The organism is Polaribacter septentrionalilitoris, assembly GCF_009832745.1.
Lineage (GTDB): Bacteria > Bacteroidota > Bacteroidia > Flavobacteriales > Flavobacteriaceae > Polaribacter > Polaribacter septentrionalilitoris.
Map to the genome: position 1 here is coordinate 361,490 of NZ_VRMJ01000042.1, position 24,750 is coordinate 386,239.

At 30.9% G+C, this 24,750-nt stretch carries 14 protein-coding genes; all 14 read right to left on the reverse strand.

Annotation, left to right across the window (positions count from 1 at the left end; translation table 11 throughout):
• Positions 1-93 precede the first annotated feature (93 nt).
• Positions 94-4,140 carry a hybrid sensor histidine kinase/response regulator transcription factor gene (locus FP421_RS14115; protein WP_159951686.1) on the reverse strand — a complete coding sequence of 1,349 codons (4,047 nt, stop codon included), beginning with the start codon at positions 4,138-4,140 and terminating at the stop codon, positions 94-96.
• Between the two features lie 143 nt (positions 4,141-4,283).
• Positions 4,284-5,324, reverse strand: a complete 1,041-nt coding sequence (locus tag FP421_RS14120) for a GntR family transcriptional regulator (protein ID WP_159951687.1) — start codon at positions 5,322-5,324, stop codon at positions 4,284-4,286.
• 119 nt (positions 5,325-5,443) lie between these two features.
• Positions 5,444-6,886, reverse strand: a complete 1,443-nt coding sequence (locus FP421_RS14125) for a sulfatase (protein ID WP_159951688.1) — start codon at positions 6,884-6,886, stop codon at positions 5,444-5,446.
• A gap of 14 nt (positions 6,887-6,900) precedes the next feature.
• Positions 6,901-8,379 (reverse strand): sulfatase family protein, encoded by a 1,479-nt coding sequence (locus FP421_RS14130; RefSeq protein ID WP_159951689.1) that lies wholly within the window; start codon positions 8,377-8,379, stop codon positions 6,901-6,903.
• 23 nt (positions 8,380-8,402) lie between these two features.
• The gene (locus FP421_RS14135) at positions 8,403-9,386 is read right to left on the reverse strand and encodes a family 43 glycosylhydrolase (protein ID WP_159951690.1); all 984 of its coding nucleotides are present in this window, start codon (positions 9,384-9,386) and stop codon (positions 8,403-8,405) included.
• Positions 9,386-12,136 carry a family 78 glycoside hydrolase catalytic domain gene (locus FP421_RS14140; RefSeq protein ID WP_159951691.1) on the reverse strand — a complete coding sequence of 917 codons (2,751 nt, stop codon included), beginning with the start codon at positions 12,134-12,136 and terminating at the stop codon, positions 9,386-9,388. Before FP421_RS14140 ends, FP421_RS14135 begins: the two co-directional genes overlap by 1 nt.
• On the reverse strand, positions 12,129-14,858 hold the full coding sequence (locus FP421_RS14145) for a family 78 glycoside hydrolase catalytic domain (RefSeq protein WP_159951692.1): 2,730 nt from the start codon (positions 14,856-14,858) through the stop codon (positions 12,129-12,131). The genes FP421_RS14140 and FP421_RS14145 overlap by 8 nt, the downstream gene beginning before the upstream one ends.
• A 78-nt stretch (positions 14,859-14,936) precedes the next feature.
• Positions 14,937-16,859, reverse strand: coding sequence for a glycoside hydrolase family protein (locus FP421_RS14150; RefSeq protein WP_159951694.1), 1,923 nt, complete (start codon positions 16,857-16,859; stop codon positions 14,937-14,939).
• A gap of 136 nt (positions 16,860-16,995) precedes the next feature.
• A complete protein-coding gene (locus tag FP421_RS14155; protein WP_159951696.1) occupies positions 16,996-19,473 on the reverse strand; it encodes a BNR-4 repeat-containing protein in 2,478 nt (825 codons plus the stop codon).
• A 100-nt stretch (positions 19,474-19,573) separates the two neighbouring features.
• Complete coding sequence (rhaM, locus tag FP421_RS14160) at positions 19,574-19,888, reverse strand: L-rhamnose mutarotase (protein WP_159951698.1); 315 nt, start codon at positions 19,886-19,888, stop codon at positions 19,574-19,576.
• 90 nt (positions 19,889-19,978) lie between these two features.
• Positions 19,979-20,689, reverse strand: coding sequence for a fibronectin type III domain-containing protein (locus FP421_RS14165; RefSeq protein WP_159951700.1), 711 nt, complete (start codon positions 20,687-20,689; stop codon positions 19,979-19,981).
• 5 nt (positions 20,690-20,694) lie between these two features.
• Complete coding sequence (locus tag FP421_RS14170) at positions 20,695-22,875, reverse strand: BNR-4 repeat-containing protein (protein WP_159951702.1); 2,181 nt, start codon at positions 22,873-22,875, stop codon at positions 20,695-20,697.
• 257 nt (positions 22,876-23,132) lie between these two features.
• Positions 23,133-24,032, reverse strand: coding sequence for a T9SS type A sorting domain-containing protein (locus tag FP421_RS14175; protein ID WP_159951704.1), 900 nt, complete (start codon positions 24,030-24,032; stop codon positions 23,133-23,135).
• Positions 24,033-24,294: 262 nt separating this feature from the next.
• Complete coding sequence (locus FP421_RS14180; protein WP_159951706.1) at positions 24,295-24,612, reverse strand: malectin domain-containing carbohydrate-binding protein; 318 nt, start codon at positions 24,610-24,612, stop codon at positions 24,295-24,297.
• Positions 24,613-24,750 lie beyond the last annotated feature (138 nt).

The window sequence follows — 24,750 nt, forward strand, 5'->3', positions numbered from 1 at the left end:
TTTCTATTAAGTTTGTAATGTAAATAATTATCAAACTTAACTTTAAAAAACTAATAAATAATCCTGTAGTGTTATGGGTGAGAAAAACTTTGTTTAAATATTGTTACTATTAAATTTATCGGTAAATTCTGATGGTGTCAATCCGTATTTCTTCTTAAAACATTGACTAAAATATTTTGGCCTTTTAAAACCTACTTGATAACTTACCTCTGAAATATTTAGTTTGTTAATTTCCAATAGTTTAGCCGCGTGATTTAAACGTATTTCTTGAATAAATTCGTTTGGAGTTGCATTTGCCCAAGCTTTTATTTTAGTGAAAAGCATAGAACGACTTACACCTAAATCCTCAGAAAACTGAGAGATATTAAAATCTTGATTAGAAATATTTTCTTTAACAATTTGAAATGCTTTTTCTAATAACTTTTGATCTAATGAAGTTAAGGAAACATCTAAAGATTCAAAACTGCTGTTAGATGTAAATTTATTTTTTAAATTTTGTTTAGAATCTAAAATATTCTTGATTTTTAAACTAAATTCTTTCAAGTTAAACGGTTTTGTTATATAATCATCGGCGCCACTTTCTAATCCTTCAAACTTATAAATTAAAGATGTTCTAGAAGTTAATAAAATTACAGGAATATGACTGGTTGCTATTGTTGTTTTAATTTTAGAACATAATTCAGTACCAACCATTTCTGGCATTAAGACATCACTTACAATTAAATCTGGAAGATATTTTACAGCTTTCTCTAAAGCAATTTTACCGTTTTCAGCCTGTAAAACATTATATTTTTCTTTTAAAATTTCTTTTATAAAAGACCTTAATACTATGTTATCTTCAACAACAAGAATAGTGTGTTTTTTTTCTTCTAAAATTAATTTTTCTATTTCTTTATTTTCGTATTTAGGTAAATCTATTTGCGTTACATATTGTGAAACATCATCACTTTTCTTAAAATCTTTTATAATTTCTTTTTCTGATAAATGTTGTTTGCCAAGTTTAAGTGTTACAGAAAATTTAGCTCCATGAGGTTTTAGATTGATAACAGAAATATCTCCATGATGAAGTTTTACAATATTTTTTGCTATCGATAATCCAATACCAGTACCTTTTAGATGATTTTCATCAGTTTGTTTATGCACAGCTACTTCAAAAAAACGATCAAATATTTTATCAATAAACTCATCAGCAATACCTACTCCAGAATCTTCGACCTCAATAATTACTTGTTCATTTTCTTTTTTTATTTTTACCAAAATCGTTCCTCCTTTTTCAGTATATCTGAACGCATTTGATATTAAGTTGTAGAAAACACGCTCTAATTTATAGCGATCATAATACACAAGGATTTCATCTTCTAAGGGTATAAATTGGTAGTTGTAATTACCATCTTTGGCATGTTCTGTAAACGATAAAAAAATCTCCTGTAAAAAATTAACAATATTTCCTTCAGCAGCTTCTAATTCAAATTGATTGCTCTCTAGCTTTCGAAAATCCATTAACCTATTGATTAACCGTAAAAGGTGATTGGTACTGCTTTCTATAATTTTTAATTTTTTATGTATTTCACTTGAGCCTTTATAGTTGTTTAAAATATTTTGAAGAGGACCAATAATTAGGGTTAATGGAGTTCTAAATTCGTGAGATATATTTGTAAAAAACTGAAGCTTTACTTGGTTTAATTCTTCGTTTTTTTTGTTGGCTATATATTCTAATTCTAACTTATTTTTTAATCTAGATTTGGATTGTACAAACCAACTAAATCCATAAATAATAGCAAAAAGCAATAGGAAATATATGGTATAAGCCCACCAAGTTTTCCATGGTGCAGGACTAATTATAATCTTAATTTTGGTTGGTTTATTATTCCATACATTATCATGATTTGCTGCTTTAACTTGAAACTCATAAGTACCCGCACTTTGAAGCGTAAAAAAAGCTTCGGTTTGTTTGGTAAACGTCCAAGAGTCATCTAACCCTTTTAAACGATATGCATATCTGTTTTCTGTGGGGTTTATAAAATTTGGAAGTGCGTAACTGATTGAAAAGTTAGAATTATCATGAGCTAATTTTAAAACATCTGTATAATTTAAACCATTGGCTAAGATGCTATCTTTTTCTCTTATGGTAACAATTTCATTTTTAATTTTTAATTCTGATAATACTACTTTTGGTACTTTATTTACTTTGATAAGCTTTTTAGAATTAAAACTAGTAACCCCATACAAATGCCCAAAATAAATTTGGTTGTCAACTTTTAATGCTGAGTTTTGTCTAAAATCGTTGTTTCCTATAATATTATTTTGATTGTATATAAAACTTTTATCTGATTTTGAATTGTATTTGACAATTCCTTTGTCTGTACTTAACCATAAAATCCCATTATCCTCTTCTATGATTGAATTGACCATAGAAAACGTGTTTTTTTTTGAAAATCTTACTTTTTTAAAAGAGTTTCCTGCTAATTTATATAACCCTCTTGTGTTAGTACCAGCCCAAATATTATGATTATTATCTTTATATATGTAGTTTATATTAAAGGTTTTAAAAGGTTTGTTTCTAAAGAAATTTTTTCTTGAAAGCCTTCCTTTATCATTAAATTTTATTGCTGTTGCGCCTCCAATACCAGCAACCCACAAATTATCATTTTTATCAATATAGATTGTCTTTAAATACGTAATTGTTATGTGACTTTTACTAAAAATTCGTAACCTTTTATTACTTAAATTATACCTAATTAACCCCTTCCCAAAAGTAGCTAGATATAAATTTTCTTTAGTATCCATTTTTATATCGTAAATGGCAGTTGTAGCGATATAGTTTTTAAGCTCTTTAGAAATAACATCATCGCGTATTTTCTTTGTGTTTATATCGTAAACAATTAGTCCTTTATTTAAGGTTCCAACGAACAATAAATTAGGTTTTTGAAAGTATAAAGAACGAATTGGATGATTGATATTTTCTTCTAAACTTTTAACATTAAATAATTTAGAAATTTCACCTTTTTTGTTAAGCGTATTTACAACTCCTCCTTCAGTAGCCACATAAATAATAGCATCTTTGCCTGCTACTATACTGTTGGTGATATTATTAGATAATTTGTAATTTTTGTGTTGCAAAAAATTTTGATATGATTTATCCCAAGTAAGCACACCTCCATTTTCTGTACCTAACCACATCATTCCATTTTTATCTTTAAAAATAGTTCTAATAAAATTTTGAATTGTACCACTACTATTTACATGATCTTCTTTTATATAAATTGTTTCTTTTGATGGCTTTATAATGTATAGACCACTTGTTGTAGCTAGCCAAATATTGTTGTCATCATCAATCTCCATATCTCTTACATCTATATTTACAGGAAGATTGATTTCTTTTGGTCTGCTAAATTCTTTTGTAGTTGTATTAAAGTACAAAAAACCATTATTTCTAGTAGCAACACCGATAACTCCAGGAGTTATTTCGAGAAGGTTGTTAACAACAAAATTATTTTTTTTTGTTGTTAAGCTGTAATCATTAATCGTAAACCTTTTACCTCTTTCAACATTTACAATTCCTTTATTTGTGGCTAACCAAACATTTTTTTTGTGATCTAGAATCATGTTGTTTATAGATCTAATTCCTGTTTTTGGATTACGTTGTAAAAACTTTAGAAATCTATTTTTCTTTTTTTCGAAGATAGAGACGCCGTTTTCTGTTCCAAACCACAAATTTCCACCCGGCATTTCTAAACTACATCTCACTAAACTATGGCTTAAAGAATATTTAACAGTAGGACGTTTGTAAAATCTTTTAAATGTATTTGTTTTAGGGTCATATCTATTTAACCCGTTAAAGGTACCTGTCCAAATATAACCTTCTTTATCTGATAAAACATTTATGGTTTCACTACTACTAATACTATTATTATTACCTGGAATATTTCTGTAAACTGTAAATTCTTTACCATTGTATTTGTTTAATCCATTACTAGTTCCAATCCAAATTTGCCCAAATTTATCTTCGGTTATTGAAGAAATAGTATTGTTAGACAATCCGTCTGAAATATTAATATTTCTAAAGTTAAAGTTGCTTATTTGTGCAAACAGAAAATTAGTAGCGAATAAGAATAGTAATAAAAATAGTTTCTGTTTCATTAAAAAACCTATTTACAGTTTTATGCTAAAATAGTTGTTCTAAGGTAAAAAATACAATTTAATTGGTAGCATAGTTCTAAAAAAAAAAAAAGGAAACCTAAACTAGGCTTCCTTTTTTTTAAAAAATTAATTCAAATATAGTTTTATAGTGATGTTCTCTTGATAAAATTAATTGGAATTTTTACACTTTGCTTTTTCTTTTGTAATATCATATTTGCAGCTTGTTCTCCCATAGAGGAGAAGTTAGTAGTAATTACAGAAATACCTAGTAACTGTTTTAGAGGACTATCATTGTAAGAAATTACACCAATATCTTTACCTAACTCATATTTACTACTTTTTATTTTATTTACGACTTTTACTAAATCATCATCTTCTAAAGTTATAAATACATTTTTGGGAGTTATTATTGTTTGATCTGTAACCTCCTCAATAATTTTAAATTCCAAATTATTTTGAACACTGTATTTTTTAAATCCATCTAAAATACTTTTAGGGTAAGGATAAAAAGATGTCTTTGGATAGACGATTGTTAATTGATTGTACTTAGAGATGCTTTCTGCTCCACTATGTAACGCTGTAAAAATATCATTTTTATAATCTTGATATACTTCATTAAATTTTCCTTCTATATTATGATCGCTGTTGTCTAATAAGATTAAATTTTCTTTCGCTATTTTATCGATGACTTTTGTTACTTTTTCTGTAGTGCTAGTGTGAGCTAAGTTTTTGGTTCTAAAATGTGGCATAATTACAAAGTAATCGTAAGATGACTCGTATTTTTGCATCAATTCTAAAAATAAGGTTTCATCACAATGATAACTATGCAAATCTACCCTTGAACTGTTGTCTATTGTTTTTAAAAACGAATTATAGACTTTCATTTTGTAAGGGCTCAAATTATTAACAAAGAATAAAATTTTGGGTTTAGATATTGCTTCTGTTTCTACTATATAAGTTCCTTTCCCATGAACAGAGACTACTACCTTTCGCTTTTTTAAAATACTGTAAGCTCTTTCAACAGTGTCTCTTGATAGATAAATATCTTTACTAAGTTTATTAATTGATGGCATTTTATCACCAATTTTAATATTACCCACAGAAATATTATGCAGTATTGCATCAATGATCTGTAAATATTTTGGGACAACTGAGTTAGGGTCTAATTTAATTAAGTCTACCATATTACTTCCTTTTTAATATTGTAAAGTTAGGGCACACTTAAAAATTAAAAATCTAAAATAAGGTAACCAAAAGTTTTTTAACACTTTTATATGCTATATTGATAGTTTAAACCAATTATTTATTTTCTAGGTTTATCATTTTGTAAAAAAGGGGTATCTCTAGGAAACTGTTTTTCTAAAAGCATTTTCATTCTTGCTTCAGTTTTCTTATATTTTTTATTTCCAGAAAGGTTTACAAAAGACAATAAACTATTTTTATGTTCATATAATTCTGCTTGTAAAATTTCATTGGTTACCGAATTTCTCCACTCTGTATATCGCCATTTTCCGTCAGTAGCTGTAACGCCCATAATTTTCTTTCCTCTGGCATAAACACTGGTAGCTATTTTATCCCAATTTTTATTTGGTTTATTTATAACAGGAAGAATACTTTTTCCATCAGGTTTTGGTCCTTCTAATCCACAAAATTCAACTAAAGTTGGAAAAATATCTACATTTTCTACCAATGCATCTGATGTTTTGCCAGTTTTTCTTTTCTTATAATTGGTTTCTCTACTAATAATTAAAGGAACTCTTACATCTATTTCTACATTAGAATGTTTACACCAAGCTCCATATTCGCCAATTTTGTATCCATGATCACTCATGAAAATAACCATGGTGTTTTTTCTTAAATCTAACGCTTCTAAAGTTTGCATTATCTTACCCACTTGTGCATCTATAAAACTAACTGAGGCATGATAACCATGAATTAAAGTTCGTGTTAATTCATCATCTAAATCTCCTTTTTTAGGTATTCCATGATATCCTTTTAACTCTCCCCATTTACTTAATGCCAAACGATACATTCCTTCTGGTTTTGTTCTTGAAGGAATTTTAAATTTACTTTTATCATGCAAATCCCAGTATTTTTTGGGTGCATTAAAAGGTAAATGTGGTTTACTTAAACCCACAAACATTAAAAATTTGTCGTCTTTAATTTTGTGCAAAGTTTCAATTGCATATTTGGACACTCGTCCATCTTTATAAGCCTCATCTTCAACATCAGCATCCTCAAAAGCAGGTCCTTTTTTATAGGTTCCTTCTTTTTTAAGGCGATTGATTAAAGCAATGTTTTCTGGCTTAACGTAACTGTTGGGTTCTTTTGCAAAGTAATTGGTCCATTCTTTTTTATCATCTATACTATGGTGATATACTTTACCAATACTAACTGTTTTGTATCCATTTTGTTTGAACAATTGAGGCATAGAAACTACCTCTTTATGTACTTTTCTAAGTGGTGTAAAAATACTATAAATCCCTAGTGTTTCTGGTCGTAAACCTGTTAAGGTACTCATTCTAGAAGGTGCACAAATAGCTTGTTGCACATATGCTTTGTTAAATTGTACACCATCTGCTGCCAATTTATCAATATTTGGAGTTATTGCTGTTTCACTACCATAACAACCTAATTCTGCTCGTAAATCATCAACATAAAATATTAATACGTTGGGTTTTTCTTCTTGAGAAAAAGTGTTTGAAGCAAAAAAAGCAACGCACAGTAATGCTAGTATTCTTTTCATCTTAAATAAATATTTTAAAGTTTTTTTGGTGATTGCACTGTACCTGTTCCTTCTTTCCAATCCCACCAATTAATAGCTCTTCTGCTATCGTCAAATTTATAACCCCATTTTTCCATATAATACGCTCTTGGTCTAACTTCATCTCCAATTTTTTGAAGTTGCTTTTGTAATTTGGTGTCTAAATCTTTTTGAATTCCTTCAAATTCTGGTTTCCCTAATAAATTATTTTGTTGGTAAGGGTCTTTAACATTGTCATAAAACATACTTGGCCCTTTTGGAGTAACTGCATAAGTGTATTGCTTCGTTCTAATTCCTCTGTAAGGTTGATCTTTATAATTAGCTCCAAAAGGAGCAACATTCATCACCAAAGCTGCTCTATCTGCATTTGGATTAGGATTTTGGATTAATGCTGCTAAATTTTCTCCTTCAATATCTTTTGGAATATCAATATTTGTTAACCCCAATAAAGATGGTAAAATATCTGGCGTTGTTAAAGGCGCATTTACAACTTTCCCTTTATTACCTTTAATTTTTGGGTATCTGATTAAGAAAGGAACTCTAACAGATTCGTCCCAAGCCAATTGTTTTACAAAAGGTTTTACGCCATGTGCCCCCATCATTTCTCCATGATCTGCAGAAAAAACAATAATGGTGTTTTCTAATAAACCCAATTCTTTTATTTTATTAATAACATTCCCAATAGCTTTATCTGTTGCAGTTGCGTGTGCATAATACCCCTGTAATTCTTTACGAGCTCTTTCTTTAAATTTATCCGAAATATTAGGATTCAATGTCAACGATTCTGGCGGATACATATCTTTATACTTCTTTGGGGCAGAACCATGAGGATAATGTGGTGTAGCAATAGAAATTACGGCTAAAAATGGATTCTCATCTTTAGAATGCTTTTCTAAATATTGATTTGCATCTTCTGTAATTGCAAATGGCGAGTACTTTTTCCAGTGTTTTAATGTGATATCTTCATTATCATAATAAGGCATTTTTGTATAATTATGAGAACATTCTAGAGCTCTCCAAAAATCAAAACCTTGTCGTCGTTCTTTTGGGATGTAGGTTGAACGACCATGACCATCTAAATGCCATTTACCCCAATAAGCAGTGTTATAGCCTTCTTTTTTAAATATTTCTGCCATGGTTACTTCTTCTGCAGGCATGTGCAAGTCATTTAAAAACATTCCTGTAGTTGTTGGGAATTTCCCTGTAAATAATGCTGCACGATGTGGTGTACAAACTGGAGTTACAGAAACTGTATTTGTAAAATTTACTGATTCTTTAGCAAAAGCATCTAAATTTGGTGTTTTTACATCTGGGTTGCCAGCATATCCTAAAGCAGAACCTCTCCATTGATCTGTAAGGATATAGACTATGTTTGGTTTTTTTTCTACTTTTTGTTCTGATTTTGCTGCTTTTTTAGAACTTGATAGCAAACATACCATTGCTAAAATGGTAATTGAAAATAATTTAATTTTCATTTTTGGGATAATTGTGTATTTGATTATTGACTAATTTTTGAAACACCTTCTTCTGTGGCGTAAATTTCTTGTATTGTACCATCTTCATTATAGTACAAATACTCAATAGCAGTATTTCTTCTAAATTTAGATCCCTCATTCCATCCTTGCCAATGATAAAAGAAATAATTTTTTCCTTTATAAGTTATAATAGAATGATGGTCTTGTCTTTGCTTTGGATTCAACCCGCCTTTGTATTCAAATGGTCCATAAGGATTGTTACCCATTGCATAAAACCCGCCTAAACCCGCATTGTAAGAGAAATAGTAGATTCCGTTTCGTTTGTGCATGTAACTAGCTTCAAAAAAGTTTTTATACCCATAATCTATAGTTCTTGGTTTTTCTGCCAATTCTAATAAATTGTCTTTTAAGAGAGCTACTTTAGGCTCTCTAACTCCCCAATATAAATACGTTTTACCATCATCATCTGTAAAAACACAAGGATCTAACCATTGTCCTTCTACACCATCAATCCAACCTACATATTTAAAAGGCCCTTCTGGAACATCACTAACTGCAACCCCACATCGCATATCGTCTTTATTGCCTTTTACAGAATGAGGATACAATAAATAATACTTGTTATTCTTATAAATAGCAGTTGGTGCCCACATCCAACCAGGAACTCCCCATGGAATATCTCTAGAATGGAAAACTTCTCCATGATCGGTCCAATTAACCATGTCTGTTGATGAAAAAGCACGATACCCATCCATTGAGTTGTAATTTACTGCATCTTCTGCATCTCGAGAAGTATACATCCATACTTTACCATCATTCCAAATGTGGGCAGATGGGTCTGCGGTTCTAATATGACGAATTACTGGATTATTATAACTAGTTTCCTTTAAAACTTGTTGCTTATCATTTTCATTCTTTTTAGATGTTCCTTTATTTTGTTTTTTACATCCCGCTAAAATGAGAATGATTGTAATAAAAAAAACAGTTTTAAATAATATGACTTTCATTATAGCTTAGAATTAAATGTATAGGTACCAGGTTTTACGATTAACTCAGAATTAACTTTATTATCGCTTATCATTTTTACATCATTAGATTCTTCAAAAGGTTCTAATATTCCTGGCACTGTAACTTTTGCTTTTGTATTTGGAGGAACAACAATTTGTAATTGTAACTTATCTCCTTTTATTTCCCAAGATGATGAAACTTTCCCATAAGGTGTATCTAAATTTGCTGATGCCGATGTTAATGGAGATCTTGGAACTGGCGCAATTTTAATAGTTTTATAACCAGCCTCTAAGGGAGCTATACCTGCAATACGCTCGTACATCCACTCTCCAATAGCTCCGTAAGCATAATGATTTAAACTGTTCATATTTTGCGGATTAAAACCTTCTGCTTTGCTATAACTATTCCAACGTTCCCAAATAGTTGTAGCTCCTTGGTTTATTGAATAAAACCAAGATGGATAAGTTTCGTTAAACAATAATTTATACATCAAATCTATTTCTCCTGTTTCATCTAATACTTCAGATAACAAAGGTGTACCTAAAAAACCTGTTCTTAAATGATTATCTGCTTCTTCAATCTTTTTTAATAATTGTTCTTTTGCCCCTTTTTGTTTTTGTTCTGGTAACATATCGAATGCCAATGCCAACAAATAGGTTGTTTGGGTTTCTGGAGCATTTTTTACTTTTCCATTGTCATCAAAAAAATGATTTGCAAACTTTTTTGATACTTCTTTAAAAAGGTTCTCATATTTTTGATATTCATTTTCTTTTCCCAAAATTTTTGCGGTTTTTGCAGTTAGTTTTGCTGAGTGTGCAAAAAATGCAGTTCCAATTACACTTTGTTTAGTATCTCCTTTATTATTCCCATTTTCTGGATAAGGTTGTAACCAATCTCCAAAAAAACCCATTTTAGAGATTCCTTTTTTGGTGTTTTTTTCATGATAAGCAACCCAACCTTTCATCATTTCAAAATTTTCTTGTAAAATTCTTTTGTCTCCTGTTCTTTGATATATTTTCCAAGGGATAATAGTACACACATCTCCCCAACCTGCACTTACTTTATTGTTAAACAAAACATCTGGCACTACCCAAGGAATTCCTCCATCATCAAACTGAGATTCTCGTACACTTTGCATCCAGCTTGCCCAAAATTTATACACATCTGCATTAAAGATAGACGTTGGTCCAAACACTTGTGCATCTCCTGTCCAGCCCATACGTTCGTCACGCTGTGGACAATCTGTTGGGATATCAAAGAAATTCCCTCTTAATCCCCAAACAATATTGCTTTGTAGTTGATTTAATTTTTCATTTGAAGATGTAAATGTTCCATTTTTATCAAAATCTGAATATTGTACCAAACCTGTTACCCAATCTTTTAAGGGCGCTTTTGAGGTATCAAAACCACTTAATTCTACATATCTAAATCCGTGAAATGTAAATTTTGGTTCATATTCTATAATCCCATCTTCACTAGCTGTATAATAATTTGTCGACAAAGCAGAGCGATAATTTTCAGTATAAAAAGAACCGTCTGGAGATAACATTTCTGCAAATCTAATTTTAAGCGTTTGTCCTTTTTTCATAGGCACTTTTACTAACGGAACACCCACCATATTTTGTTCTAAATCAAAAATAACTGCTCCATCTTTTTCTATTATTTGTTTTGTAGGAAGCTGAATTTTAGTTTTTACTGTGGTATGTCTTTTAGGTTCTAAACGAATATCATTAGTAATAGAAAATGCATTTACAGCTTCCCAATTCTTATCATTAAAATTATTGGTTGTCCAATTTGGCATCTCTAAATTGGCATCATACGTTTCTCCATCATAAATACTTGCCAAACGTATGGGACCGTTTGTAGTTCCTTTCCAACTATCATCAGAAATTATCACTTCTTTTGAACCATCTTTCATTGTCAATTCTAACTGGCAAATCATTTTAGGCGTTTCAGTATCTAGCCAGTATTTTTTCATCCAACCTAAACGTCCAGAATGCCATCCTGCCGCTAATTCTACACCAATCGTATTTTGTCCAGATTCTATTAAATCACTAACATCATAAGTAATAGTTTCAATACGTTTTTTATAAGGCGTGTATCCTGGAGGCATCACATCATCACTTACATTTTCTCCATTTATGGAAACATCAAAAACACCTTTTGCTGTAATGTATAATCTTGCTGATGCTACATCATTAGAAAGTTCAAAATCTTTACGTAAATATTGTGGTCTGTGTAGCATATTTTTTTGAGTACCTATAACTTTTTCTTTTTTGGTATCTAAACCAATCCACTTTGCTTTCCAATCAGAATTATTTAATAACCCTAGTTCAAAATGATGGATTTCACTCCAAAAAGAAGCCTCTTTGTCTTGATTCCAATACTTTACTTGCCAGAATACTTTTTGACGTGATTGTAATTTTTCTCCTTGATATTTTACCCAAACAGATTGCTCACTTTTTTGTTTTTTTGAATCCCACAAATCTGCGTCATTGGGTAATAATTCTGGGTTACTTGCTACCACAATTTGATATGCAAACTGGCTTTTATTATTTTTTAAGGCAGGTAATTTCCAGGAAAATGTTGGTGTAGCATCATAAAAACCTAAAGGATTTTGAAATCCTTCTGAAATGGTTAAATCATTTGCTTTTTCTAAAGTTTCCTTTTGATCACAAGAGGTTACACTAAAAAAAACAACACATAAAAGTGTGATTAAAAATGCTTTTTGTTGAGATGTATTATTCATTAGATTCTAATTTAATTTGAAATTGATAAGTACCTGCACATACTGTTTTAACCTCTGGTTTTTTGCTTTTTAATATCTCTGGAAAATGAATTTCTGCAGTTGTATTTGGAGGAATTGTTGCTTCTAAATAAAATACATCATTTTCAATTTTCCAAGAAGAAGATGCTTTTCCATAAGGTGTGTTTACACTTGCTTCAGCAGAAGTTAATGGTTGATTAGGTATTGGAGCAATTTTAATTTTCTTGTAACCTGGTTCTAAAGCAGATAATCCTGCAATACGTTCGTACATCCATTGGCCAACTGCACCATAAGCATAATGGTTTAAGCTATTCATGCTTTGTGGATTGTAACCACTTTCTTTGCTAAAGCTATTCCAACGTTCCCACATTGTGGTTGCTCCTTGATTTATAGAGTAAAACCAAGAAGGATAGGTTTCTTTAAACAAGATTGTATACATCAAATCAATTTCTCCCATATCATCTAAAACTTTGGGTAAAATTGGAGTTCCTAAAAATCCAGTTCCTAGATGATTATCTGCATTTTTAATAGTTTCTAGCAAATGTTTTTGGGCTTTTACTTTGGTTTCTGGTTTTAGCAAATCAAAATATATCGCGAGTAAATAACTGGTTTGCGTTTGCTTTTTATTTTGATATTTTCCGTTCTTATCAAAAAACTTGTTTTCAAAAGCTAAAGCGATTTCGTTATATAAATTTTTATATTTTTTTTCATCATCAACCTTACCTAAAACACCTGCAATTTTAGAAACTAAGTGAGCCGAATGTGCAAAATAAGCGGTATTTACAAAACTTCCTGGTGTGTCACCTCTATTTCCCATTTTACCACCTTTTGTTGGATATGGTTGCAACCAATCTCTAAAAGAATGTATGGTTGGTATGTAATTTTTTGATTTAGATTGGTAATAACCCACCCATTTTTTAGCCATTTCAAAATTTTCTTCCAACACTCTTTTATCTCCTGTACTATTATAAATATCCCAAGGAATAATAACACAGGCATCACCCCAACCAGAACTTGCTCTGTTATTTTGAAGTACATCTGGTATGATAAAAGGCACCAAACCATTGTCGTGTTCAGATTGTGTTTCTCGCATACTTTGTAACCAAGCTGTCCAAAAGGCATGCATTTTAAAATTATACATAGCCGTTGGCGAAATAACTTGTGCATCTCCTGTCCATCCTAAACGTTCGTCACGTTGTGGACAATCTGTTGGAATGTCTAACAAATTATCTCGTAAACCCCAAGTTATGTTACTTTGTAGTTGATTTAATTTATCGTGCGAAGATGTAAATGTTCCGTTTCTATCAAAATTTGAATGTTGTACGACTCCTTTTACCCAACTAGAATCTGGTTTTGCTGAAGCATCAAAACCGGATAATTGGATATATTGAAAACCGTGAAAGGTAAATTTTGGTGTATATTCTATAACGCCATTTTTTGCTGCAATATAATAATCGGTTGATTTTGCCGAACGATAGTTTTTGGTATAAAACGTATTGTCTGACAATAACATTTCTGAAAAACGGATGGTTAAGGTATCTCCTTTTTTCATAGGAACAGTTACTTTTGGTACACCCACCATATTTTGTTTTAAATTAAAAACAACAGATTTATTTGTAGCTGTTACTATTTCTGCATCCTCTAAAACAAGCATGTTTTTTACTGTTGTATGGCGTTTTGGTTCTAATTTTACATTATCAGCAATCTCTTCTACTTCCGTATTTATCCAAGATAAATCTTCAAAAGTTGCTGTATTCCAATTTGGCATTTCTAAATTAGAATCATATACTTCTCCATCGTACAAACTTGCCAATCTTATTGGTCCATTTGTGGTTCCTTTCCAAGTTTCATCAGAAATAATTGTTTTTTTAGAACCATCTTTTAAGGTAATTTCTAACTGACATAAAACTTTTGGCGAGGCAAAATTTTTGTAAACTGCTTTTCCTCTACTTATTCTACCTGAATGCCAACCAGAAGCAAGCTCTACAGCAATTGCGTTTTTACCAGAAGTCAATAAGTCTGTTACATCATACGTTAAAGTTTCAATGCGATGATTGTAAGGCGTCCAACCAGGTGTTAATATATCATCACTAATGTCTTTTCCATTTAAATGCACATCAAAAACACCTTTTGAAGTGATGTATAATCTAGCTTTCTCTATATCATCTGGTAACTCAAAACCTTTTCGTAAATATTGTGGTCTGTGCATTAAAAACTTACGAACTCCTTTAATACTATCTTTTGCAGTATCTAAACCTGTCCATTTTGCTTTCCAATCTGAGTTTTTTAATAAGCCAAGTTCAAAATGATTGACATCACTCCATGAAGAAGCATTCTTATCTTGATTCCAATAACGGACTTGCCAAAATACTTTTTGACGCGATTTTAAGGCTTCTCCTTGATACTTTATAAAAGTAGACTGTGCACTTTCTTGTTTTTTAGAATCCCACAAATCAGCATTATTTGGCAATAAATCTTTAGAAGATGCTACTACAATTTGATAAGCTGATTGCGATTTTATTTCTTTTGAAACTGGTAATTGCCAAGAAAAAGTTGGTTTTGGATTGTAAAAACCTATTGGGTTTTTAAAACCTTCAGAAATCGTTAATTCTTTTGGTCGTTGAATGCCATCTTGCGAACAAGACATCATCACTATAAAAAAAGAATAAATAGAAAGACTAAAAAAAAGAGTTTTGCGTATCATTAATTAAGGTTATAGTCATCTATAATTACGCAATCTCTTTTATTTTTTTTAAAAAACCATCCTGTTGTATCTCGATTTTTAAGTGTTTTTTTTAAATACTTCTATAGCGCAAGAAATTTCAGTTATTCCTTTTGGAAAAGAGATTAGTAAAGGTAAAACTTCCATACCTGGCACTTGATTAAAAATGCGTTCTTTTTGCATCTTTTTTATTTTAATTGCAATATTACTAGTTACTTTAACTATCACTTCTTTTTTATGAATTTCGATAGTATTTCCTGATGATTGCACAATCTTTTCTCCTGTTTTAGAAATGATAGGTAATACTAACGTATCTCCATTTGCTTCTATACTTGTTCTTTTCGCTTTTATAGTTGCAGACTCTTTATCAAAAATATAATTCAAATGAATTTGAGAATTGTTAGCAACAACTTCTTTTTCTCTGTTGGTTAAATTAGCATCTACTGAAAAATCAATAATTCCGTTTGTATCGGAAAAAGCTACTTTTGCCTTTAAGTCGTGAATATTTGTAAACCATATATCATTTTCAAAACGCTCTACTCTTGGTGTGATACAAAAATCAATTCCTGGTTGTGGTTGCTGGTTATTTGGCTCAACCATTAAATATTCTGCCATACTTGCCGTAAACAAAGGACCAACTTTATCGTGCCACAACACACTTAAAGCACCTCCAGTACCTGCAACTGAGTATTTTTTCTTCCAAATTTGATCATAAGTAGATACTGTACTTTTCCAAGGCCCTCTTGCACCTAACCAAACATCTAATTCTGGAAAATGTTTTACACCATCATTGACGGTTCTTGGAACAGGTGTTTCTTTAGTAACCGATTTTGTAGCCTCCAAATTATCTAACACAAAAGCTAAATTTTTAGCGTGCGAAAAGGTGTGATGGATACACGGTTTTACACCATGAGATTCGTAATGTAAACCACCTGCCAAAAGTCCGTTTACTGTGCAACGTGCTAACAATTCTGTACTTAAAAAAGCTGCTGTACCAAAAGCAGGATTTCTATCTGCCATTAGTGCAAATGCAGGTTGGCAACCATCTGTAGTTCTACTACCCCAGTACGACCATTTGTTTTGACGCGTCCCAAAACTGTTGTCCCAAGCACCATCTGGCAACATAAACTCTAAATGCCCATTCATAGATTCTGTGAGCAAGTCTAAAAGTTTTTCATCATTTTTTAGAATCGCATATTGCACAACACCGTTCAAAGTTTCCTCTACATTATAACCAATATCAATTGGATATAAACCTTTTGCACTTTTATCATTATCTGGTTTATCTTCTCCAAAAATTAATTTATTAGGTTCTGTTAAATAATCTGGAATAAACGCAGAAAACTCATCACTTCTTTTAATGTATTTTTCTTCGTTAAAATAAGTGCCTAAAAAGTACAAGGCATATACTGCTGTAAAACGATAATTGATATGACTAAAATGCATATCAAATCGATTGTACACAAATTCAATGGCTTCTTTTAATCTAGCATCCCATTTTGCTTTGTCTTCTTTAGACAATATATGACCATGATGATGCAACGCTTCTCCTAAAGCAATAGCGCCAAAAACTGTAATTCCGTTCCAAGATTTTGGGTTGATGTCATTGGTCCAGCTTCCTTTTGGTCCATCAACATTTACAGACCAATCTAACAACTTAAGTGCAGCATCTAAATACTTTTTTTCTCCTGTTGCATCTGCCATATACATAAATGGATATACAGCATCGTTTGCACGTCCGTGAACGGTTTTACAAGCGTGGCAATATAATGTTCCGTTTGTAATAGGATTATTTTTGTCATTTACTTGATCGCGAATCATAGCATCACACCACGTTTTTAAAAGATCAAAAGATTGTTTTTGAAATGCAGTTAACTCTTCTAAATTGATGATTTTGTGACTGCCTGAATTACAAGAGTGTAAAGGAAACAAAAGCCCTAAGCTACTTAATGCAGAAAGTTGGATAAACGAACGTCTTTTCATAAAATTTATTGAAAGATTAAAGAAGTTTTCTAAGATACTTCTCTTTTTTAAAATTGTATCCTGTTCTATACCGTAAAAAAAATCATCTTGCTAAAAAGCAAGATGATTTGTAAGTAAAGATTTTCGATTTTAAAATCTAATCAATAATTAATTTTTTATGAATTACTTTTTGATTGTCTCCAACAATTCTAACAAGATATATTCCTGATTTAAACTTATTGTTATTGTCTATTAAAATACTTTGTTTAGAAGTTTTATTCTGATATACCTTTTTTCCAAGAATATTATAAATCTTTATATCAACATTTGTGAGTCCTTGAAACGATAAAGTAAAGTTATTTTTTGCTGGATTTGGATAAATATCTACTGAGTATGATTCAATTTTTTCGTCATCAATACTTAATGGTGCTTCATTAGCCAACTCTAAAATCCATTTACTTCTAGCATCATTTATATTTGCAACAATGTTATAAAATTTATCATCGTTTTGATGATATAAAAAGTTATTGCCATCTTTAACATTAAACCTATAAACATCTTCAGTTTCTATGTAATTAGATGTCCAAACTTTATCTACATCGCTATTTGGCGAAGGTCTACCTGTACTAATTATTGTGTTTCCTACTCCAGAACCTCCACCTCTTAAAACTCCATTTACTTCACTATCTATGTTATAGTATTCTGTGTCTCCAATATTTGTTTTAACAAATTTCCAGTGTAAAGAATCATCGTTAGCAACATAATCGCTTTCCTCTACGTTAGACCCAGAAGATTTTAAATATTTTCCAGTGGCAACGTTTTTTAATCTGAAAACTTTACCATTTATATCTGTAGAATCAAAATTTTGTGCATTAATCGTTATTTCTGAAGAAGAAACTGTTTCATTACTATTGTTATACGCTACTGCTTGTATGGTGTAAGCGCCTTCTGAAGTTGGGGTCCAACTTATAGTGTATGGTTTGGTTGTATCTTCGTCAATAGAAGTGCCATTTACTCTAAATTCTACTTTTGCAATTCCTACATTTTCATCAAAAGCATTTGCTGAAATTTGAACTGCTCTATCTATGTAATAATTTTGTCCGTTAACAGGGGAAGTTAATGAAACTCTAAACGGTTCTTTGATAATACCTAAGTCTACTATTTGAAGATACAAAGGTTGTGCATTTCCTGATTTTTTTTCCATCAAGTAATAATAAAGTTTACCATTTGCAATTTGCACTCTACCATGATCAAATTTTCTACCAGAATTAGCTTGATAAACCGTTTCAAAATTATTGGTACCTCCTTTTGTCTTTTGAATAAAAATTCTACCGTTTTTAAGACCTATAAAATAAACATCATTTCCTGCTGTATAAATTGATGTACCACCTGCAAAATCTTCTGATGTAATAAAATCTGATGCCCCTGAAGGTTTGTAGGTATGCAAATATTTGGTAACGTTATTGTCTTTATCTCTTACCTTACTAATAATGTGAACATCTCCATTTTGAGTAACTGTCCAATCAAAACTACCAACAATATAAACTTGATTTGCTTTTGTAGTAGACACATAATCTCCAGGCTCCATTACCTTAATCTTATCAGCATCATAAAGTGGTAATGAAAAAGATTCTCCTGAATGATTTTTCCAACTATCAGCACCAGATTGATTATCAGAATAGGCATAATAGACTCCATTTTGATATTGATATTTATCATTATTATTGGCCAACCTTCTTTGAAAACCTATTCGTATTTTTCCATTTACATATTTCATGTTTCCATAAAGCCCCCAATTGTGTGTAATACCAGATTGACGTTTCGCATTTAAAACATTAAAATGTGTAAAATTTGACCAAGTTGAAGTACTTGCATCATACTTAGAAAACTTATAGGCTCCGTTATTATTACCTCCTTCGCGCATGTACATAAATATATCACCCAAATCATTGGTGAAAAATTGCGGATACGTTAACGCAGCATATTTTGAATATTCTTCATCTGGATAACCTGGCCTACCTCCATTTAAACTTAAATGCTTGTACCCATTAGAGCTATTTTTCACAAATTTGTCTAAGGTAAATTCAGCGTCAGAAACAGATGCCGCGTTCTTAACTGAATAAGTGTATCTAAAATAATCATTAGATAAACCACCATTAGAAGGTCTTGTTCGGCTGTATGCATGCATGTCGTATAACATATGAATGGTACCATCTAAAGGACTTACTGTAACTGCTATTGTGTTGTGAGATTCTCCAATCCAAGGTTTATTTTGAAATCCTGTATGTCTGTGAGGAAACTCTATATCTACGCTTGTGCCTGTTTCTGTATTATAACGAGTTAGCATTACATGACGATCTCCTTTACCCCCTCTATACCAAGTCATAAATACATATTTTCCATAGGTTCTTATACAATCTCCATGAGCAGAAATATTTCTACCGAAATAAAAATCATAGGGAGCATTGTCTCCCGTATTTGCGGCTGAACTCCCAACTTTAGAACCATCAAAGTGTAGACCTATATTAGTTATTTTTACTTCTTTCTCAAAAGTTACTTGTGAAAATGAATGGTAACAAACTAAGAGTAGTACACATAATGCTATGTTACGTTTATTAAAAGTAATTATATTCATTTATAGAGTGTTATCAAGTTATTGTAAAGGTAAACTTGAAAAAACAGGAAAGTATCTTGTAGTGTCCTGACCTAAAACTTGATAGAACCTTTGTATAGTACTAAGGCATATAGAAAACTTCTTCTAAAGGGATTGAAATTGGGGAATTATCTGGATTAACTTCCATAATATCGGCCATAAAATTCCACCATTTTTTTACAATTTCGTTGGATGCTAAATCTTGCGATCCTCCTTCTCCTGACACTTTTTGAAAAGCAAAAAGAGTGTTAGTTTCTTCATCTAAAAAAATGGAATATTCACTAACTCCATTTTGTTTAAGTAACTTTCTAAGTTCAGGCCAAAGCTCATTGTGACGTTTTGTATAGGCTTTTTTTTGTCCAGGATTTAATTTCATTTTAAAGGCTAATCTTTGCATAACTTTCTATTATTTTAATTTTAAATATAAAAAAAGCTGTTATAATCATCTTGATTATAACAGCCAATATATTATTTAAATTTTATGATTCTATTTTGTAGTAAAACTCCAAACCTGACCTATACTAGTTGCTCCATTACCATCTTTAACTACTATTTTAAAGTAGTATGTTGATGATGCACTTAAATTTGTAGCATTAAAAGTAGTCTCTGATTGATTTTCTGAAACCAAAGTATTTGGCTCTGAATTGGTATCCAAATACACATCAAAAGTTAAAGCATCTCCATCTACATCTGATGCTGACCAACTTAAGGTAGTATTAGTACCATCGATTTCAGAATTCAAAGCAGGAGCCACTAAACTTGGTGCAAATGGTATATGATTAGTTGTACCATTACCCTCTGTTAAAAATTGACTTACTTCTGAATATTCACTTTCTGCAGATTTGTTATCTACTGCTTTGATACGCCAATAATATGCTTTTCCCTTATCTAAGCTTATTAACTTTGATTCTGAAAAGCTATTTTGTGCTTCTAATAATGGAGAGAACGCGCTGTTTTCTGAAACTTCTAACATGTATGTTATCGCATTTCCTTCTGCATCTGTTGATGCATTCCATTTAAAAATTATATTGTTATCAATACAAACAGTATTATTTAATGGATATACTAAACTAGGGGTAGTAGGTGCTGTATTTTCTACCTCTGGTTCTGGTTCTGGTATATCATTTCCGCTATCACTACCACAAGATATTGTAGTCAATAATAATGTTAACATGAAGTATAAATATGTTTTTTTCATCTTACTTAGTTTTTTATTACTTTAATAAATGATGGTTTATTTGAATTTATTTTTACAAAATAAACGCCTTTTGGTTTGTCTGCAATATTCAATTGAACTTTACCTGATTTTACAGTATAGGTTTTTGAAACTAATAATTGAGATCGTATATTATACACTTCTAAATCAATAGTTTTTATATCACTAGGTATAAATAATTCAAATGTACCACTTGTAGGGTTTGGGTATGCTTTTAGATCGTCTAATAAATTAATCGTTTTTAATAACTCTCCTTGACAAGCAGTTTTACTCTTTATTTGGATGTTATCTCCATGATTAACATCTACAGAAAAGTTAGATTGATACGTTTCAAATATTTGAACTCCATTTTTTATAACTTTGTATGGTGCTTCTCCTGATTGAACTGAAACCTTTGCTGTTTTTTTATCGATACTTATTTTACCCGATAAAGTAGGTGCTTCTTCTATATTTAATTGATAATGATGATTGAAATTTTTTCCAACTACTTCAATACTTAAATCATAAGCCCCAGGTTTTAAGCTCCCTATCGTTTTATCTTTGTCAAATTCGTACTCTTTACCATCAATAGTAGCTATATAATCGTGTTTTGCGTTTCCGCTGATAATAACTTTCCCGTTATCCATATCTGTACAGGTTTCACCAAAAGACTGAATTGTGAAATTGTCTACTCCTAAAGGATTTAATGGTACGATATCTAAATCTATAATTTGTAAGTATAATGGCTGTGCATTACCTGAGCTGTCTTCCATTAGATAATAATATGCCTTACCATTACTTATATGTACTACTCCATGATCATATTGTCTACCTCCAGTCTGTTCGTAAACACGTTCAAAATTGTGTGTACCTCCTGCTGTTTTTTCGACAAAAACACGTCCGTTATTCAAACCTATTAGATAAACATCATTCCCTGAAGTATATAATGCTGTACCGCCTGCAAAATCTTCTGATGTAATAAAATCTGATGCACCTGATGGCTTATAAGTATGTAAAAATTTAGTGACATTATTTTCATTGTCTTTAACTCTACTAATAAAGTGAATGTCTTCATTTGCAGTTACTGTCCAATCGAAATTACCTACTATATGAACTTTATTTGCCTGGTTAGTAGTTACAAAATCTCCAGGTTCCATTACTTTTATATCATCTGCATCTAATAAAGGTAAGTTAATGGACTCTCCTTTATAATTTTTCCACTGCGTAGCACCACTTGGATCATCTGAATAGGCATAATAAATACCATTTTGGTATTGGTACTTATCATTATTGTTTGATAATCTTCTTTGAAAACCAATTCGTATTTTACCATTTACGTATTTAATATCTCCATATAACCCCCAGTTATACGTTATACCAGCTTGACTTTTTGCATTCAATCTATTAAAATCTGTAAAATTCTGCCATTCGCCTTTGTTTGCATCATATTTACTAAATTTATACATTCCATTATTGTTACCTCCTTCTCGCATAAAAAACAGCAAATCTCCCTGATCATTTAAAAAGAAACTAGGATAAGTTAATGCCACGAACTCTGATTGTGATATATTTCCTGGCGTACGTAAGTGCTTGTAATCACCTGCAGCTCCATTATCTAAAACAAATTTATCTATGGTAAAATCTTCATCTGGTAATGTTGCAGCATTTTTTACCGAATAAGAGTATCGAAAATAATCGTTTGCTAAGCTACCATCTGAAGGTCTGTTAGCACTATATGCATGCATATCATACAATAAATGAATTGTACCATCTAATGGGCTAATACCTACTGCTATTGTATTATGTGATTCACCTATCCAATAACGGTTTTGATATCCTGTATGCCTATGTGGAAACTCGATAGTGGAGACAACACCTGTTATTTTGTTATATCTAGATAACATCATATGGCGATCTGATTTCCCTCCTCGATACCAAGTCATAAATACATAATTACCAAAAGCTTTTACTGCATCTCCATGAGCAGAAATGTTTCGCCCAAAGAAAAAATCATAGGGAGCATTGTCTCCCGTATTTGAGGCTCCTCCAGAGACCTTACTCCCATCAAAATGTAAACCCAAGTCGGATATCTTGATTTCTTTTTCTAAAGTCACTTGTGCATTTACCAAAAAACTACAACAAAGTAAAAAGAAAACACTAGTCAAAAATTTAATCTGTTTTTTTTTCATATTTTAAGTAGAGCATTACCTCATTTTTAATTTAAATTATTTAAACAAAAAAACTTAATTTTTATTTACTATAATAGTAGCTATAAAAATACATCTTATTTATAATAAAACTATCATGTAATGTCCTGCTAATAATAAAGTGTAAAGGTTTTACTAATAAAATATTTTTAGTTTTATTAGTGAGAAAAATATTTTTTTTATTAAAAAAAACCCTATTCAAAAGAATAGGGTTTTTACAAATTATTAAAATTTTAAGCTTACTGCTTGATAATTTTTTTTGTAAATCTTTCGTTATTTGCACCTGTCAACTCTACAATATACAAACCTGTTGATAAAGTACTTGTATTAAAACTAATATCTCCATTAACATTATTTACAGATTTTGATAATACTTTATTACCTAAAACCGAAAAGATATTAATTTTGCTAACTTTAGATGTAGCTCCTTTAATAGTTAATGTATTGTTTATTGGATTAGAAATAGAAAACGCCTCTGCACCAAATGTATTAACACTTGCTGTTTCAAGATCTTTAACAAAGTTGAAACGTATTACGTCAATTGCACCATTATCAAATTTAACCTGCTCACCTGCTACTGGAGCAACACCAAATCTTGAACCATTGTCCCATGAAGTTCTAAGAAATAAAGCATTATTTCCTGCTGATGGATTAGATCCACCAGCATCATAATTTCCATCTGCATCAACTTTCGTTTTTCTTCTCTGAAACTGATCTAAACCTGAATAATCTCCAACAAGTGGTGTAACTTCTTTAGGTGCTCCTATTTTTATAGCTAAACCTAGTGCTCTTTTCTCACCAGTTGTTGCATCTGGACCTGGGTCTTCAGTATTGGTAGTTAATGTAATTAAACCTGGTCCAGGCGTTACATCTGCAGTAATTTCCATTAGACCAGCAGAAGAAGGAGTTCTATGATTTACGATACGAAACTCTTGTAAATTTGCATCAGCACCAGTCTTAGGAGCTGCCCAAATTAAAGTAAGTGTAGCACCATCTATTGTCATTAAAAGATCTGTTCCTTCTGCACCTAATGTATACCAACCCTCTTTAGTCCAAACTGCGTCTGCTTGTGCATTTGTTTGAAAAGCTGATAATGCAATAAATAAGATTGCAGTGATTTTTAAAGTAATTTTTTTCATAATATTATATTTATATAGTTAATTTACATGCAATTAAAAACTTTTCTTAGTTTTTAGTATCCTGTACTATACTGTTTTGTACATATTATTGTAATTAAAAAGTAAGTTTTTAACAATTTTAGGATTTATGTAAACACACAAATTTATATGTGTACCGGCTAAAAAAAACCTGTTTTCTAATATTGTTACAACTAAATTACTCAGATTTCCTGTTAATAAGATGTAAATGTTTTGTCTTTACTATCTTTACTTATATAAAAAATCAATGTACTTTTCTCAATTTAATTCCACTTAATCTTGTTTTTCCTTTTACCACTTTAAAATCGACAGTAATTCCGTTTTCATCATCTACAGCAATTAGAAAGCGTTTGGTTACACCTCTGTCTTTTCCATACTGTTTTTTAAGATTTAGATTTTCCCAGATTTTTTTTCCATTTACTAAAATATCCATCACATTTTCTCCTTTAGATTTTAGTTCTGCCATAGATAAAGAGATTTCATAGGTTCCTTTTGGCACATCAAATTTATACGCTTCTAAACCTATAATTTGGGTTTTCAACGGTAAAATAGCTAAACACATCTTTACCAAATTTAGACTTGGTTTTAATTGCTTTTACCAAGTTGATATTAGCATCAAACAAAGATTGTTTTACGCAATACGTTCTTTTTTTTTCTTAACAATTTAGATTCTACAGAAACTTTTGCAGAAGTTTCTGAA

Bases quoted from the DNA above. Each gene is read 5' to 3' on its own strand.
- rhaM (WP_159951698.1), bottom strand. From the start codon at position 19,888: ATGCAAAGATTAGCCTTTAAAATGAAATTAAATCCTGGACAAAAAAAA.
- FP421_RS14125 (WP_159951688.1), bottom strand. From the start codon at position 6,886: ATGAAAAGAATACTAGCATTACTGTGCGTTGCTTTTTTTGCTTCAAAC.
- FP421_RS14180 (WP_159951706.1), bottom strand. From the start codon at position 24,612: ATGTGTTTAGCTATTTTACCGTTGAAAACCCAAATTATAGGTTTAGAA.
- FP421_RS14145 (WP_159951692.1), bottom strand. From the start codon at position 14,858: ATGATACGCAAAACTCTTTTTTTTAGTCTTTCTATTTATTCTTTTTTT.
- FP421_RS14170 (WP_159951702.1), bottom strand. From the start codon at position 22,875: ATGAAAAAAAAACAGATTAAATTTTTGACTAGTGTTTTCTTTTTACTT.
- FP421_RS14175 (WP_159951704.1), bottom strand. From the start codon at position 24,032: ATGAAAAAAATTACTTTAAAAATCACTGCAATCTTATTTATTGCATTA.
- FP421_RS14140 (WP_159951691.1), bottom strand. From the start codon at position 12,136: ATGAATAATACATCTCAACAAAAAGCATTTTTAATCACACTTTTATGT.
- FP421_RS14115 (WP_159951686.1), bottom strand. From the start codon at position 4,140: ATGAAACAGAAACTATTTTTATTACTATTCTTATTCGCTACTAATTTT.
- FP421_RS14155 (WP_159951696.1), bottom strand. From the start codon at position 19,473: ATGAATATAATTACTTTTAATAAACGTAACATAGCATTATGTGTACTA.
- FP421_RS14165 (WP_159951700.1), bottom strand. From the start codon at position 20,689: ATGAAAAAAACATATTTATACTTCATGTTAACATTATTATTGACTACA.
- FP421_RS14130 (WP_159951689.1), bottom strand. From the start codon at position 8,379: ATGAAAATTAAATTATTTTCAATTACCATTTTAGCAATGGTATGTTTG.
- FP421_RS14120 (WP_159951687.1), bottom strand. From the start codon at position 5,324: ATGGTAGACTTAATTAAATTAGACCCTAACTCAGTTGTCCCAAAATAT.
- FP421_RS14135 (WP_159951690.1), bottom strand. From the start codon at position 9,386: ATGAAAGTCATATTATTTAAAACTGTTTTTTTTATTACAATCATTCTC.
- FP421_RS14150 (WP_159951694.1), bottom strand. From the start codon at position 16,859: ATGAAAAGACGTTCGTTTATCCAACTTTCTGCATTAAGTAGCTTAGGG.